The following is a 14,623-nucleotide window of genomic DNA, read 5'->3' on the forward strand; positions in this document are numbered from 1 at the left end:
GGGTGCAGGTGATCGGCGCCCACAGCGCGGACTTCGTCTGGCGCGCGGCCGGCGCGGTGGCCAAGGCGGTGTCCTTGGGCGGGCAGGCCGAGGTGATCGCGCTGAGCTACGGCGAGCGCGGCGAGTCCGGCGAGCTGTGGAAGGTCGAGGGCCAGACGGTCGCGAACGTCAAGCGGACGCGCCACGCCGAGGCCGAGGCGGCGGCGGGACACCTGGGCGCGTCCTTCAAGTGCATGGACTTCGGCGACTACCCGCTGCAGGTCGACGGCGACCGGCTGCTGGCGATCGCCGAGGCGATCCGGGAGTTCGCGCCCGACGTCCTGATCACCCACACCGACACCGACCCGTTCAACCCGGACCACCCCGTCGCCCACGCGGCCGTCGACCGGGCGCGGTCGCTGGCCGCCGGCGCGGGCGTGTCGAGCGCGTTCGCCACCATCAAGCCGCCGCAGCTGTTCCTGTTCGAGCCCCACCAGCCCGAGCTGTGCAACTTCACGCCGACCGTCCACGTGGACATCACCTCGGTGTGGGACAGGAAAGTCGCGGCGATGGCCGAGATGAAGGCCCAGCGGTACCTGCAGACCTACTACGCCCAGCGCGGCGAGCAGCGCGGCAACCACGCGCGGCGCGCGTCCGGCGACCAGGACGTCCGCCACGGCGAGAGCTTCATGCGCGTCGTCCCGCAGGTGGTGGACGAGCTGTGAGCACGGTGACCAACGAGCTCGCGCGCCTGGGCGCCGCGACGGTCTACGAGGCGTCGGGCCGCGAGGGCCTGATCGACGCCGACCTGATCCCGGTCGTCCCCGGCGCCCGCGCGTGCGGCCCGGCGCGCATCGCCCGCTGCGGGCAGGACGACAACCTGATGGTCCACGCGGCGATGGCGGCCCTGCGCCCGGGCGAGGTGCTGGTGCTGACGATGCCCGAGCCCGCGCCGGTCGCGCTGCTCGGCGACCTGCTCGCCACGCAGGCGCTCGTCCACGGCGCGGCGGGCGTGCTCGTCGACGCGGCCGTGCGCGACTGCGCCGACCTGGAGGAGCTGGGCCTGCCGGTCTGGGCGCGCTGGGTGCGCTCGCGCGGCGCGACGAAGGACGTCGTCGGCGCGCTGGACGTCCCGGTCGTCGTCGGCGGCGCGCGGATCCGCCCGGGCGACCTGGTGGTGTTGGACGCCGACGGCGGCACGGTCGTCGCCCAGGAGCGCGCCGACGAGGTGCTCGGCGCGTCCCTGGCCCGCGAGGCCAAGGAGCGCGACAAGCGCGAGAAGCTCCGGGCGGGCGAGCTGTCCTATGAGTTGGACGGGCTGCGCGCGGTCGTGGAGGGAACGCCGTCGTCGTGAGCGACCTCGCGCACATCCACCACGTCGAGGTCCTCACGCCCACGCCGCAGGCGAGCCTCGACTTCTACGTCGACGTGCTCGGCATGGAGGTCGAGCACCGCGACGGGCCGTCGGTGTACCTGCGCTCGTGGGGCGAGTACCAGCGCTACTCCCTCAAGCTGACCGAGTCGAGGACCTCCGGGCTGGGCCACATGGCGATCCGCGCCTGGAGCGCCGAGGCGCTGGAGCGTCGCGTCGCCGCGATCGAGACGTCCGGACTCGGGATCGGATGGCACGACGGTGACCACGGCCACGGCAAGGCCTACACGTTCACCGACCCCGACGGCCACGCGATGGAGCTGATCTGGGAGGCCGACCGCTACGTCGCGCCCGAGCACCTCAGGCCCGCGCTGCGCAACGTGCCGATGCGCAACACCGGCCGCGGCGCCGCGGTGAAGCGCCTGGACCACGTCAACCTGCTGGCCGCCGACGTCGCCGCCTGCCGGCGGTTCGCCACCGACGTCCTGGGCTTCCGCCACTACGAAGGCATACAACTCGACAACGGCGACGAGACCGGCGCGTGGCTGTCGCTGTCGATCGCCGCCCACGAGCTGATCTACGTCCACGACGCCCGCGGCGCGCACGGCCGCCTCCACCACGTCGCCTTCTGGGTCGACACGCGCGAGGAGTGCCTGCGTGCCGCCGACCTGTTCCTGGACTACGGCGTCCACATCGAGGCCGCGCCCTCCAAGCACGCGGTCGCCGGCGGCTTCTTCCTGTACGGCTTCGAGCCCGGCGGCAACCGCATGGAGGTCACCACCGGCGGCCACTTCCTCTACGACCCCGAGCAGCAGCCGCTGATGTGGACCGAGGCCGAGCGCGCCAAGGGCCAGGCCTGGGGCGTCCGAACCGTGGAGAGCTTCCACGTCTACGGCACGCCGCCCGCCGTCGAGGCCGACCGCGCCTACGCGCTGGCCGCCGGGGTGGCGGCGCCGGCGCCGACGACGCGCACCGAGAAGCGATGAGCGATGAGCGCGCCTGCGCGAGATGCGACCACCATCTAGTGTCGTGATTCATTCATTCGGTCGCAGCATTCCGGGATGCTCGGCCCCGTCAGGCGGTCGTCGATGACCGCAAGCGACCCCTTGGGTCGTTGAGGATCAGCGACGAGCGCATGGCGGCGGCGAGCGCCCGGAGGCGGCCAGCGAATGACTGAATCACGACACTAGGGCACGAGCACGACCCGCTCGGCCGTCGCTCCCGCCTCGCCCCACGCGCGCCGCACGTCGGCCAGCGGCACCGCGCGCGCGTCGATCGCGAACGTCCCGCGCGCGATCTCGCCGGCCAGCGCGGAGAGCTCGGCGACGAGGTCGCTCGTCGGGACCGAGCCCTGGCCACTGCCCACGATCTGCAGGCGCGACGCGCGCAGCGCGGCGGACGGGATCGGCGCGGTCGGGCCCGCGACCGACCCGATCTGGATCCAGGTCAGCGGCTTGGCGCGGTCGGGTCGGGCGGCGACCAGCGTGACCATCGCCGCCGCGGCGGGCTCGCCCCAGAGGTAGTCGATGACGACGTCGACGTCGGCGGCCCGCGCGGCGAGGCGCTCGGCGTCGTCCAACACCACCGTGTCGCTCGCGTCCGACCGCGACAACTTGGTCGCGTCGCGCGCGGCGGCGACGACGCGCGCGGCGCCCAGGTGCCGCGCGATCGGCACGGCCATGCGCCCGGCGTTGCCGGTCGCGCCGAGCACCAGCACGCTCTGGCCGGCCGCGAAGGCGATGCGCCGCCGCAGCGCGACCCACGAGGACATCGCCGGGTTCATCGCGGCGGCGACCGCGACCGGATCGGCCGCGTCGTCGAGCACGACGCTGCGGCGCGGGTCGATCAGCGTCCGCTCGGCCATCGAGCCGAGCGTCGTGTCGGGCAGGACGAAGTAGCGCAGCCGCCCGTCGGGGTCGCGCCCGACGCCGTCGACCCCCGGCACCAGCGGCAGCACGCCGGTGCTCGTGTAGTGCGAGCCGCCGGCCTGCGACCGCACACGTGGATGCAGGCCCGCGGCGAGCACGTCGACGAGCAGCTCGTCCTCCCCGCGGGCGACCGGCGCGGGGACCTCCTCGTACTCGGGTGGCGCGTCGAACGACGTGACGACGGCAGCTCTCATGGTCGGGCCTCCGGATCGAAGATATTTCGTACTACGAACCATCTTAGTTGGTACTACGAACTTCCGTCAAGTACGCTCCGGGCGTGCCCGCCGCCCCTGCCGCCGACCCGCTCGTCGACGCCCTCGTCCAGGCGTCGTTCGCCACCATGGCCGTCCTGACCAAGGCGGCCGCCGACGCCGACCTCTCGCTCACGCAGCTGCGCGTCCTGGCCATCCTGCGCGACCGCCGCCTGCGCATGACCGCGCTGGCCGACTACCTCGGGCTGGAGAAGTCCACGATGTCGGGGCTCGTCGACCGCGCCGAGAAGCGGGGCCTGCTCGCGCGCGCGCCGAACCCGGACGATGGCCGCGCGGTCGACGTGCTGATCACCGTCGCGGGCGCGGAGGTGGCCGACCGGGGCGCGGCCGAGGTCGCCCGGGCGCTCGCGCCGCTGACCGGCGCGCTGCCGCCGGCCGACCGGCGCCGGCTGACGGACCTGCTCGTGCGCATGATCGGGACGCCGCTAGCCTGAAGGGCGCGGCCGCACCAGCGCGGCCGCCCGGACGAGAGCTCGCGCCGTACCCGGCCTGACGACGGCGCGACCCAGGAGGTTCCCACCATGGAACAGGTCATCCAGGTGCTCGGCTCGCTGCTCGTCCTCGCGGCGTTCCTCGCGTCGCAGCGCGGCTGGCTCAGCGACCGCTCGCGCCCCTACCTCGTGCTCAACATGGTCGGCGGCGCCGTGCTCGCGGTCCTCGCCGCGCACGAGCGCCAGTACGGGTTCCTGCTCCTCGAGGGGACGTGGGCGCTCGTGGCCGCCCACTCGCTGCTCACGCGCGCTCGTAGTACTTCGCGTTGATCGCGATGTACTTCTCCCACTCCGGCGGGATCTGCTCCAGCGGCGTGATCGCGTCGACCGGGCAGGCCTCGACGCACACGTCGCAGTCGATGCACTCCTCGGGGTCGATGTAGAGCTGCTCGTGCTGGTCGAAGTCGGCCTCGTCGGGCGTCGGATGGATGCAGTCGACGGGGCAGACCTCGACGCACGAGCTGTCCTTGGTCCCGATGCAGGGCTCGCTGATCACATAGGCCATGGGGTGGTCTCCTGAGGATGGGCGTTATTTTTTACATCTAAGTGTGAAAAATAGCACCGTGGCCGACCCGGATGCCAGACTGGCCGACGTGGCCGAACCGATCCGCGACGCGACCTCGGACGACGCGCCGACCCCCGCGCGGCTCGTGGCCCTGCTCGACGAGCTCGCCCGGCCGGCGACGACGGCGGAGCTGGCCCGCCGCCTCGGCCTGCACCCCAACGGCGTGCGCGCCCACCTGGACGCGCTCGCGCGCGAGGGCGCGGTCACCCGCGAGCGGGTCGCCCACGGCCGCGGCCGCCCGCGCGACGAGTGGACGCTGGACCCCGAGGCCCCGGTCGGCGACGCGCCCACCGGCTACGCCGCCCTCGGCCGCTGGCTGGTCCGCGCGCTCGCCGAGGCCGACGCCGACGCGGACGTCGAGGCCACCGGCCGCCGCATCGGCCGCGAGCTGATCGACGCCGACGGCCCGCCAGGCCCCGCGCTGCACGCCGCGCTCGCGGCGCTCGGCTTCCGCCCGCGGCGCGCGGCCGCGCCCGACGGCCACACGCGCTTCTGCCTCCACAACTGCCCGTACCGGGACGTCGTCGAGGCCGACCAGCCGACGGTCTGCGGCCTGCACCGCGGCATCACGCTCGGGATGCTCGACGCCGCCGCGCCCGGCGCGCGGCTGACCGCGTTCGTCGCCAAGGACCCGCACCGCGCCGGCTGCGAGATCGAGGTCCTCGGGCTCGACCAGCGGACCGGCCAAGCCGCCGGGCGCGCTCCCGCGTGAGCGCGCGGGTCGGTCCCGGTCGTCGGCCCAGGCCCCGCCGGCCGGACGCCGAGGATCGCGCGCCGCTTCGCGGCGCCTTACGCTCCGCGGCACACGTGCTCGCCGACGCGCCACCGATCCACGCGCAGGTCATCGGCCATTCGGTGCGCCACCGGGCGCTGCGCCTGGTGCGCGTCGGCGCCGAGACGCCCGGCGCCCACGCCGTCCGCGTCCTGGTCGTCGGCTGCGTCCACGGCACCGAGCGCGCGGGGCTGCCGGTCGTCCAGGCCCTGCGCCGCGCCACGCCGCCCGCGGGCGTCCAGCTGCTGCTGCTCGACGCCGCCAACCCCGACGGCTGCGCGCGCGGCACCCGCGGCAACGCGCGCGGCGTGGACCTCAACCGCAACTTCCCCTGGGGCTGGCGCCGCCAGGGCGGAATCTACGCGTCCGGGTCGGGACCCGCGTCGGAGCCCGAGACCAAGGCCATCATGTCGCTGATCCGCCGCGAGCGCCCGCGCGTGACGATCTGGTTTCACCAGCACATGGACCTCGTCGATCGCACGCGCGGCAGCGACCCCGCGATCATCGCCCGCTACGCCCGCACCGCGCGGATGCGCGTCCGGACGCTGCCGCGCCTGCCCGGCACCGCGACGCGCTGGCAGGAGCACGTCCGGCCCAGCAGCACCGCGTTCGTCGTCGAGCTGCCGGCCGGCACGCTGTCACGCGCGGCCGTCCGCCGTCACGTCGCGGCGGTCCAGGCGGTCGTCGGCGCGGTCGCGGGCGCCTCGGCGCCGAGCACCACCGGCGCCAGCACGCGGTCGGCCGTCAGCCCGAGGCAGCCGAGGTTCGCGAAGCCCGGGCCCTGGCTGACGTTCGCCAGCCCCGGGATGTGCAGGCGCGGGGTCAGGCCGGCCACCTCCAGCGCGCGGCCGAAGCGCAGCTCCTCGCCGGACGACGCCGACCACACCGGGCCCGCGGCCTGCTCGATCGCGTCGCGGACGTCGTCGGAGAACAGCCGGCGCACCTGGCGCAGCACGTCGAAGCCGGTGCAGTTGACGACGAAGTCATAGCGGTCGCTCCACGGCCCGTCGGGCGTCGAGCAGTCCACCCGCACGCCGCGCCCGTCGGCGTCCGGCCCGACGCCGACGACCCGACCCGTGACGAAGCGCAGGTGCTCGTCGAAGGCGATCCGCAGCAGGCCCTCGGGTCCGAAGACCCCGCGGTCGCAGCGGGCGATGAAGTCGCGCCGGGTCGCGAGGTCCAGCCCGCTCCAGCCGATGCTGTCGGGGTCGGCGAAGACGCGGTTCTCGAGGAAGCCCTCGCCGCGGCTCATCGGCAGGTCGGGCGTGTGGACGGTCATCCGCGCCGCCGGTCGCGCCGCCCGCAGGAACAGCACGCAGCTCAGCGCGCCCTCGCCGCCGCCGACGATCGCGACCTCCGAGCGCCGGTCGGCCGGGATCGCCCGCGCGAGGTCGCCGCGATGGTCGTCGCAGTGCAGCAGCCGATCGGCGACCGCCGGGTCGTGCGCCAGCTCGCGGTGCACGCCCGAGCCGGTGAGCATCAGCGCGGAGGCCATCTCGCGCACGCGCGCGCCCTCCGGCGTGACGACCTCCACCGACCAGCCGTCGGCGTCCAGCTCGATCGCCGCCGCGCGCCCGCGCACGTGACGTACGCCGGTCGTCGCCCGCGAGTGCACCCACGACAGGTACATCCCGTAGTCGCGATGGCGTACGCTCGGCGACTCCGCGTTGATCCAGCGCGCGTAGCGCCGGCCCGCGATCAGGTACGCCGCCCACGAGAACGACAACATCGCCCCGTCGATCTCGTTGCCGATCTCGCCGAACGCCCGGCCGCTCTCGTACGGGAAGCCGACGTCCTTGACCGGCGGGATCGCGAGCGTCTCGTCGCCCGACGTCATGCCGTTGAGCCCCAGCCAGGAGGCGGCGGGCTCGCGGTCCTCGACGATCGTCACCGACACGGGCCCGTGGCCCAGCTCGTTGATCGCGTGGACCTTGGCGGCGACCGCGGCGGCCTTCGCCCCCGCGCCGATCACCAGCAGGTCGGCCCTCATGCGACCAGCGCCAGCGCGCGGCGGTCGGGCACGAAGGCGATCGAGCTGCGCGCGACGCGCTCGGAGGCCGACCCGACGGCCCGCAGATCGACGGTGCGCAGGACGGTGGACAGCACCTGCTTCATCTCCTGGTTGGCGAACGAGGCGGCCAGGCAGCGCCGCACGCCGCCGCCGAAGGGGATCCACGTGTACGTGCCGGGCGTCGTGCCGAGGAAGCGCTCCGGCCGGAACGCGTCGGGCTCGGGGTAGACGTCCTCGCGGTGGTGGATCAGCGAGACGCACGGCGCGACCGTCGTGCCCGTGGGCAGCCGGTGCCCGGACTCCAGCTCCAGCGGCGCGAGCAGCCGGCGCACGACGACCGGGACCGGCGGGCAGAGCCGGAGCGTCTCGCGGATGACGGCCTCCATGTAGGTGTCGTCCTCGCCGGCCCGGACCTCGTCGCGCAGGAGCTCCAGCTTGTCGGGGTGGCGCAGCAGCCGCTCGAAGGCCCAGGCCAGCGTCGTGGACGTCGGCCCGTCGGAGAGCAGCGTGATCAGCTCGTCGGCGAGGTCCTGGTCGCTGAGCGGGCGGCCGTCCTCGTAGCTGCCCTCCAGCAGCAGCGAGATCATGTCGTTGCCACCCGGCACACCATGGGCGGCGGCGCCGCGCCGCAGCCGGACCTCGTCCATCACCGCGTCGGCCACCGCTCCACGCGTGCGCGCGAAGCCGCGGTGGCCGCGGATCCAGCGCGGGCCCAGGACCGCCAGCACCGCCAGGCGCCGCGGGTCGTTGAGCCACTCGGTCATCGCCACGAGCGCCTCGCGCACCCGGCCCAGGCGCGGGTTCGTCTCGGCGTCCTCGCCGAAGACCACGTTCATGATCACGTCGAGCGTGATCGACTGCATCCGCGGCCACAGCTCGAACGGCTCGCCGACGGGCCAGCGCTGCACCTCGCGGCGGGCGACCATCGCGGTCATGTCCGCGTAGCCGGCCATCCGCTGCCCGTGGAACGGCGGCAGGATGATGCGGCGGCGCGTGAGGTGCTCGGGCTCGTCGAGGAGCATGACCGAGCGCCGTCCCAGCAGCGGCTCGATCACCGCGCTGGCGGTGCTGGCGCCCATCGCGTCGGGCGCGGCCGTGAAGACGCGCTTGACGTCGGCCGGGTCGCTCAGCACGACCCACGTGCCGGCGTGGCTCATCCGGAGGGTGAAGGCATCGCCGTATCGATGCCGGCAGCGCCCCAGGAAGGGCAGCGGCTCGCGGGTCCACCGCCACGCCTGGAGAGCCGCCGGCATCGGAGGGCCTGGTGGCAGAGACGTGGACCGATCGTGCATGGCGGTAACTCGAAACACACCTGCAGGGGCTCGAACCCTGATGCCCAGATTACTAATCTGGTCCCTTCACCGATTAGGGCACAGGTGCACGGCTCACAGCTGTCGTCCCGCTCGTCCTTGCCGTAGATCCGATGGGGACGGCGCCGTGAGGTAGGGCATTTCTAACGGCCACGGGACGGGGCCCACAACAGCCAATTGGCCTTGCGACAAGCCAATCGTCAGAGCCCCTGACCTTCTTGCCTGACTGGCTACACGTCCACGTTGAAGCGGCACGGAGGCCACTGGTACATGTCCCGGTCAGGTCCATACTCATGCCGTTGAACATCTTTGACCAGCTGAAAACCACTACGGCCCGCGAAGGCGCGGGCGCACCGTGGGCGGCGAGAGCGCCGCGACGGCCCCGACGGTTCGACATCAAGCTGATTCCCCGCACGACCTACTGGCAGGAGGATCCCGACTCCCTCAGGGTCCTCGACCGGATCGAGGGCGAGCCCTGGGTGGACTCCGTCAAGCGCGAGCGCGACGGGGTCGAGGTGCGCATCGCCGACAGCTGGATCGAGTCGGTCGGCTCCGGCCTGGAGGCCGGCGGCTCGGCCGATTCCAGCCTGTCCGACCTGGCCGCCGGCCGGCGCTACTCCGTCCAGTTCTGGGACGCCAACGCGACGAAGGCCCTGCACGTCGGCCACCTGCGCAACCTCTCGATCGGGAACGCCATCGCCAGCGCGCTGACGCAGGCGGGCGGTCAGGTCGAGCGCCGCTCGCTGATCTCCGACGCCGGGCGCTCGATGGGCGAGGCGATGGCCGGCGTCATGGCCAGCGGCCGCCACACCAACGGGTGGAGCGACGGCGACGAGAAGAGCGATCACTTCGTCGGCGTCTGCTACGCCGACTACGTCGCCGCCTCGACGGCGATCGTCGCCGGGGAGCAGGAGCTTCCCGAGGACTCGCAGACGCGCGAGCTGACCGTCCGCCACGACGACGCCGACGACCTGCTGCGGCGCGTCCTGGAGGGCGATCGCGAGACGCTGGAGCTGTGGTACAAGACGCGGGCCTGGGTCATCGCCGGCCAGCGCAAGACGCTGGCCCGCCTGGGCGTGGCGTTCGACCGCGTGTTCTTCGAGTCGGACTTCCTCGGCGACGCGACCGACCTGATGGCCGAGGGCCTGCGCGACGGCCGCTTCGTGCGCCGCGACGACGGCGTCGTGGTCTACCCGACGGGCGTCGACGGCTTCGAGGAGTTCCCGCTCGTGCGCCCCGACGGTGTCACGACCCAGCACATGCGGGCGCTGGCCTACTGGATGGCGGCGCCCGACCTCGAGGACATGACCTCGATGCAGATCTGCGGGACCGAGTGGGTCGGCCACGTCACCGCCCGGCGCAAGCTGATGGACGAGCTGCTGCCCAATGGCAATGGGTCGCTGCACCCGACGCTCGACATCTTCAACGCGATGGTCGCCCGGCAGAAGCGCGCGATCTCCTCGTCGGACGGCGCGCTGCTGATCGACGAGCTCGTCGACTGGGTCGACGACCAGATCGACGCCGACCCGGCGACGCGGGAGCTGCGCCGCCACCACCCGCAGCCCGAGCGGATGGCGCCGCAGATCGCGCTGGGCTACTTCCTGCCCTACCCGGTCGCGCGGCCGATGGACTTCGACCAGCAGAAGCTGCTGCGCGACAAGCAGTCGGTCGGCTGGGACCTGGTCCGCGCGCGGGCCCACATCAGCCAGCGCGGCGGCGCCGAGGGCGGCCGCCCGGCCGACGACCCGGAGTACCGCTTCGCGGTCGTGCAGTCCGAGCTCTACCGCCAGCACCTGCGGCTGGCCGTCGAGCGCTACGACGTCGGGCCGCTGGCGCTGTACCTGAAGCACCTGGCGCGCTGGTCGATGGAGCGCGACCGCGGCGAGCACGTCGACCGCGTCGTGCAGACGCTGCTGGATCGCAGCGCGCGCGGGCTCGGCCTGGAGGCCGCCCGATGAGCACCCTGTTGATCGACAACTACGACAGCTACACCTACAACGTCTTCCACCTGCTGGCGGCGGTCTCCGGCGAGGAGCCGATCGTCGTGCACAACGACATGGTGTCGTGGCGGGCGTTGTCGCGGTGGGACTTCGACGCGATCGTCCTGTCCCCCGGACCCGGGCATCCGGCGCGCTGGCACGACTTCGGCGTGTGCAGCGACATCCTGCGCTCCAGCGACATCCCCGTGTTGGGCATCTGCCTCGGCCACCAGGGCCTGGGACGGGTGCTGAGCGGCGTGGTCGGCAGCGCGCCGGTTCCGATGCACGGGCGGCTGTCGCGCGTCCAGCACGCGGGGACCGGCCTGTTCGCGGACGTTCCGCAGGACTTCTCCGTGGTGCGGTATCACTCGCTGGCGGTCACCGGCCCGCTCGGGCCCGACGGCCACGTCACGGCGTGGACCGAGGACGGCGTCGTGATGGGCATCGAGCACACTCGGCGCCCGCTGTGGGGCGTGCAGTTCCACCCCGAGTCGATCGCCTCCGAGCACGGCCACGCGATCGTCGACAACTTCTACCGGTTGGCGCGCGAGCACAAGCGCCCGCGCCGGCGCGGCGCGGGCCGCCCGCCGGCGCCCGCCCCGTCGCCGTCGCGCACGGCCGGCGACCGCGGTCGCGAGGCCAGCGGCCTGGAGCTGCGCGTGCGCGAGCTGCCGGGCCAGCCGTCCACCGAGCTGGTCTTCCAGCGGCTGTTCGGCGAGGCCGAGCACGCCTTCTGGCTGGACAGCGCCGACGCGCCGAGCAAGCTCGCCCAGCAGTCGTTCCTGGGGACGACGGCCAGCGCCGAGCACTGCGTGGTCGAGTACGACGTCGACGCCGGCCAGGTCGGCATCCGGCGCGGCGACGACGTCACGGTCGAGCACGCGTCGATCTTCGACGTGCTGGACCGCGAGGGCGCCGCGAACGCGATCGAGCCGCCGGCCGCGGTGCCGCGCGGGCTGGTCGGCGGGTTCGTCGGCTACCTCGGCTACGAGTGCAAGGCCGACTGCGGCTCGCCCAACGTCCACCGCTCCGACGTCCCCGACGCGGTCTTCCTGTTCGCCAACCGGGTCGTGGCGGTCGACCACGTCTCCGACACCACCTACCTGCTCGCGCTCGGGGCGCCCGACGACCCGGCGCCGTCGCGCTGGCTGGACGTCGCCGAGGCCGTGGTCCGCGAGGCGCTCGCGGCGCCGCCCGCCGACGACGTCGCCCCGCCGGTCGTCGCGGTGGCGCCCGACCCGCCGGCCGACGTCGAGCCGGTGGTCTTCCAGGTCGGCCGCGGCCGCACCCAGTACCTGGCCGACATCGCCCGCTCGCAGGCGGCGCTGATGGCCGGCGAGTCCTACGAGGTCTGCCTCACCGACCAGATCACGACGACCGCGTCGCCCGACCCGTTCGAGTTGTACCGGTTGCTGCGCCGCCGCAACCCGGCGCCGTTCGCCGCCTACCTGAAGCTCGGCGGCGACCTGGCGGTCGTGTCGTCCTCGCCCGAGCGCTTCCTGTCGATCGACCGCGACGGCCGCGTCGAGGCACGCCCGATCAAGGGCACCGCCGCCCGCTCGGCCGACCCGGTCCGCGACGCGGAGATCCCCGGCGAGCTGCGCGACGACGAGAAGACGTTCGCCGAGCACCTCATGATCGTGGACCTGCTGCGCAACGACCTCGGGCGGGTGTGCGACGTCGACAGCGTCCGCGTCCCCGAGCTGATGGTCGTCGAGCCCTACCCGACCGTGCACCAGCTGGTGTCCACGATCGAGGGCTACCTGGAAGGCGACCGCACGCCGGTCGAATGCGTGCGCGCGTGCTTCCCGGGTGGCTCGATGACCGGCGCGCCGAAGCTGCGGACGATGTCGATCATCGACGACATCGAGCGCTGCGCGCGCGGCGTCTACAGCGGCGCGATCGGCTACTTCGGCGCCGACGGCGTCGTCGACCTCAACATCGTGATCCGCACGATCGTCCTGCGCCCCGGCGCGACGACGATCGGCGCGGGCGGGGCGATCGTCATGCAGAGCGATCCGGTCGAGGAGTTCGACGAGATCCTGCTGAAGGCGCGCGCGCCGATGGCCGCCATCGCCCAGGCGGCCACCGGCAGCGACGCCCCGGCGGCGTTCACCGTCGAGGTCGAGGGCCGGCGCGCCGACGTCATCGCCCTGGCGGCGTCGTGACCGGCTCCGCCCCCGAGATGGCGGTCGTCGTGCGCCACGCCGACGCCGGCGACGCGCCGGTGGTGGCACGCGCGGTCGCGGCGCTGTTGACCGAGCTGGGCGCGACGCCGCCGGACGCGGCCGCGATGGAGGACGCGGCGCGCGCGGTCATCGGCACCGGCGACGCGGTCCTGCTGGCTGAGGAGGACGGCGCGACCGTCGGCGTCCTGGCCGCGAGCTGGATCACGACCGTCCACGCGGGCGGCATGTACGCCTTGATCCAAGACCTGTGGGTCGACGGCACGCGGCGCGGCGCGGGCGCCGGCGCCGACCTGATGGCGGCGTTCTGCGCGCTGGCCGAGGCGCGCGGCGCGACGCGCATCGAGGTCGGGATCCCGCGCGACACGTTCGCCGGCCTGGCGGACACGCGGCGCTTCTACGAGCGCAACGGCTTCGAGCTTGTCGGGGCCCGGATGCGGCGGAGGACCGGCCGATGATCGTCGGGCGGGGCATGGTGATGGTGCGCCAGCGGCGCGCCGGGGTGCCGGGCCACGCCGACGCGCCGTGGATCGTGGACGGCGGCGAGCGCGTCGCCGGCCAGGACGGCGCCCGGCGGCTGGACGCCGTCGAGGCCGGGCTACGGCGCCACTGGGCGGTTCGCGGCGTCGGCTCGGGCGCCTCGGACGTCGACGTCGAGCGCACGTTGTACGCCATCCACGACCTCGAGTACCTGGCCGCGCTGCACGACCTGACCGAGTTGGTGGTGTTGCCGCGCTTCGTCGCGCCGGGCATGAGCCCGGACATCCCCGCCGGCCCCGCGCTGGTCGAGGCCGCCGACGAGGCGATCCGCACGACGATCACCGCGGCGCGCCACGTCGCCGGCGGCGCGCGGTTCGCCTACGCCTTGTGCCGCCCGCCCGGCCACCACGCCGGACCCGCGTTCTGCGGCGGCTACTGCTACCTGAACTCCGCGGCCGCCGCGACGGTGACGCTGCGCGAGGCCGGGATGGGGCCGGTCGGCATCCTCGACCTCGACCTGCACTACCCCAACGGGACGTCGGCGATCGTCGCCGGCATGAGCGACGTGCTGCTGCACTCGCTGCACGCCTGGCCGGTGGCCAACGCGCCGACCGACCCCGTGCTCCCGCGCACCGGCCGCGAGCGGCTGATCGAGTTCCGCGGCACGCCGGACCCCGAGGCCTACCTCGACGCCGTCGACGAGTCGCTGGACCAGATCGCCACGCGCTGCCGGTCGCTGGTGCTGTCGCTGGGCTACGACACGATCGCCGGCGATCCGCACGGCACGTGGGACTTCGAGCCCGGCATCTTCGCGGCGATCGGATCGCTGCTGGCCGAGTCGGGCCTGCCGGTCTGCGTGGTGCAGGAGGGCGGCTACGCGGTCGACCGCCTCGCGGAGTGCGCCGGCGCGTTCTCGGCCGGGCTGCTGGGCGCGGAGGTCGTGGCCGCATGAGCGAGGTCGACGGGCTGGCGCCGTTCCGGGCGCGGCTGGACGAGATCGACAACGCGATCGCCGAGCTGCTCGGCGAGCGCTTCGACATCTGCCGTGCGGTCGCGCGCCACAAGAGCGCCCACGACATCCCCATGATGCAGCCCGACCGGGTCGTCGAGGTGCGCGAGCGCTACCTCGCGCGCGGCGCGGCGGTGGGGCTTCCCACCGCGTTCAGCGCCGAGCTTTTCGAAGTGCTCATCGGGGCGACCTGTCGCCTCGAGGACGAGATCATCGCCGCGCTCGCGAGCGCGGCCTCAGAGGAAGCGGAATCCGCATGAACCCCAGGA

Annotated in this window: 15 protein-coding genes, 1 tRNA gene and 1 pseudogene; 12 read left to right on the forward strand and 5 right to left on the reverse strand. The window is 73.7% G+C overall.

The annotated features are described in order from the left end of the window. The first annotated feature begins 2 nt into the window (after positions 1–2). Genes VFG42_RS03790 through VFG42_RS03800 form a run of 3 tightly spaced genes read left to right on the forward strand, consistent with a single transcriptional unit; the run spans position 3 to position 2,337 of the window. Complete coding sequence (locus VFG42_RS03790; RefSeq protein WP_349260381.1) at positions 3–704, forward strand: PIG-L deacetylase family protein; 702 nt, start codon at positions 3–5, stop codon at positions 702–704. Further along, a complete protein-coding gene (locus VFG42_RS03795) occupies positions 701–1,333 on the forward strand; it encodes a 4-carboxy-4-hydroxy-2-oxoadipate aldolase/oxaloacetate decarboxylase (RefSeq protein ID WP_349260379.1) in 633 nt (210 codons plus the stop codon). The genes VFG42_RS03790 and VFG42_RS03795 overlap by 4 nt, the downstream gene beginning before the upstream one ends. Then, complete coding sequence (locus VFG42_RS03800) at positions 1,330–2,337, forward strand: VOC family protein (protein ID WP_324905420.1); 1,008 nt, start codon at positions 1,330–1,332, stop codon at positions 2,335–2,337. Before VFG42_RS03795 ends, VFG42_RS03800 begins: the two co-directional genes overlap by 4 nt. A 200-nt stretch (positions 2,338–2,537) precedes the next feature. On the opposite strand, the gene VFG42_RS03805 is transcribed toward VFG42_RS03800, so the two are convergent. Then, the gene (locus VFG42_RS03805; RefSeq protein WP_324905422.1) at positions 2,538–3,473 is read right to left on the reverse strand and encodes a zinc-binding alcohol dehydrogenase family protein; all 936 of its coding nucleotides are present in this window, start codon (positions 3,471–3,473) and stop codon (positions 2,538–2,540) included. A gap of 146 nt (positions 3,474–3,619) precedes the next feature. On the opposite strand from VFG42_RS03805, the gene VFG42_RS03810 reads away from it, so the two are divergent. Next, complete coding sequence (locus tag VFG42_RS03810; protein ID WP_349260382.1) at positions 3,620–3,985, forward strand: MarR family winged helix-turn-helix transcriptional regulator; 366 nt, start codon at positions 3,620–3,622, stop codon at positions 3,983–3,985. An 87-nt stretch (positions 3,986–4,072) separates the two neighbouring features. Next, entirely contained in the window at positions 4,073–4,312 is a 240-nt protein-coding gene (locus VFG42_RS03815; protein WP_324905426.1) for a CBU_0592 family membrane protein, read from the forward strand. Here VFG42_RS03815 and VFG42_RS03820 read toward each other — a convergent pair. Then, on the reverse strand, positions 4,284–4,547 hold the full coding sequence (locus VFG42_RS03820) for a 4Fe-4S dicluster domain-containing protein (RefSeq protein ID WP_324905428.1): 264 nt from the start codon (positions 4,545–4,547) through the stop codon (positions 4,284–4,286). The two genes, VFG42_RS03815 and VFG42_RS03820, sit on opposite strands and share 29 nt — an antisense overlap. Positions 4,548–4,635: 88 nt before the next feature. On the opposite strand from VFG42_RS03820, the gene VFG42_RS03825 reads away from it, so the two are divergent. Further along, on the forward strand, positions 4,636–5,319 hold the full coding sequence (locus tag VFG42_RS03825; RefSeq protein WP_324905431.1) for a helix-turn-helix transcriptional regulator: 684 nt from the start codon (positions 4,636–4,638) through the stop codon (positions 5,317–5,319). Positions 5,320–5,414: 95 nt separating this feature from the next. After that, positions 5,415–6,368 (forward strand): DUF2817 domain-containing protein, encoded by a 954-nt coding sequence (locus tag VFG42_RS27485; RefSeq protein WP_324905433.1) that lies wholly within the window; start codon positions 5,415–5,417, stop codon positions 6,366–6,368. A gap of 293 nt (positions 6,369–6,661) precedes the next feature. Here VFG42_RS27485 and VFG42_RS27490 read toward each other — a convergent pair. From VFG42_RS27490 to VFG42_RS03845, 3 genes and pseudogenes are all read right to left on the reverse strand, one after another. Beyond that, positions 6,662–7,369: pseudogene (locus VFG42_RS27490) on the reverse strand (SidA/IucD/PvdA family monooxygenase); the annotation flags it as partial. Beyond that, positions 7,366–8,682 (reverse strand): cytochrome P450, encoded by a 1,317-nt coding sequence (locus VFG42_RS03840; RefSeq protein WP_324905435.1) that lies wholly within the window; start codon positions 8,680–8,682, stop codon positions 7,366–7,368. The gene VFG42_RS03840 and the pseudogene VFG42_RS27490, both read right to left, overlap by 4 nt. A 15-nt stretch (positions 8,683–8,697) precedes the next feature. Beyond that, positions 8,698–8,770: transfer RNA gene (locus tag VFG42_RS03845), tRNA-Thr, on the reverse strand. A gap of 409 nt (positions 8,771–9,179) precedes the next feature. Here VFG42_RS03845 and argS point away from each other — a divergent pair. From argS to VFG42_RS03870, 5 genes are read left to right on the forward strand one after another with little or no spacing between them, the layout of a single operon-like run. Then, complete coding sequence (gene argS, locus VFG42_RS03850) at positions 9,180–10,658, forward strand: arginine--tRNA ligase (RefSeq protein ID WP_324905437.1); 1,479 nt, start codon at positions 9,180–9,182, stop codon at positions 10,656–10,658. Then, complete coding sequence (gene pabB, locus VFG42_RS03855) at positions 10,655–12,847, forward strand: aminodeoxychorismate synthase component I (RefSeq protein WP_324905439.1); 2,193 nt, start codon at positions 10,655–10,657, stop codon at positions 12,845–12,847. The genes argS and pabB overlap by 4 nt, the downstream gene beginning before the upstream one ends. Continuing rightward, entirely contained in the window at positions 12,844–13,323 is a 480-nt protein-coding gene (locus VFG42_RS03860; RefSeq protein WP_324905441.1) for a GNAT family N-acetyltransferase, read from the forward strand. Before pabB ends, VFG42_RS03860 begins: the two co-directional genes overlap by 4 nt. After that, positions 13,320–14,297, forward strand: coding sequence for a hypothetical protein (locus VFG42_RS03865; RefSeq protein WP_324905443.1), 978 nt, complete (start codon positions 13,320–13,322; stop codon positions 14,295–14,297). The genes VFG42_RS03860 and VFG42_RS03865 overlap by 4 nt, the downstream gene beginning before the upstream one ends. Further along, entirely contained in the window at positions 14,294–14,614 is a 321-nt protein-coding gene (locus tag VFG42_RS03870) for a chorismate mutase (RefSeq protein ID WP_324905445.1), read from the forward strand. Before VFG42_RS03865 ends, VFG42_RS03870 begins: the two co-directional genes overlap by 4 nt. Positions 14,615–14,623: the final 9 nt, after the last annotated feature.

Source organism: Baekduia sp. (genome assembly GCF_035685985.1).
In the GTDB taxonomy this organism is placed as follows: domain Bacteria; phylum Actinomycetota; class Thermoleophilia; order Solirubrobacterales; family Solirubrobacteraceae; genus Baekduia.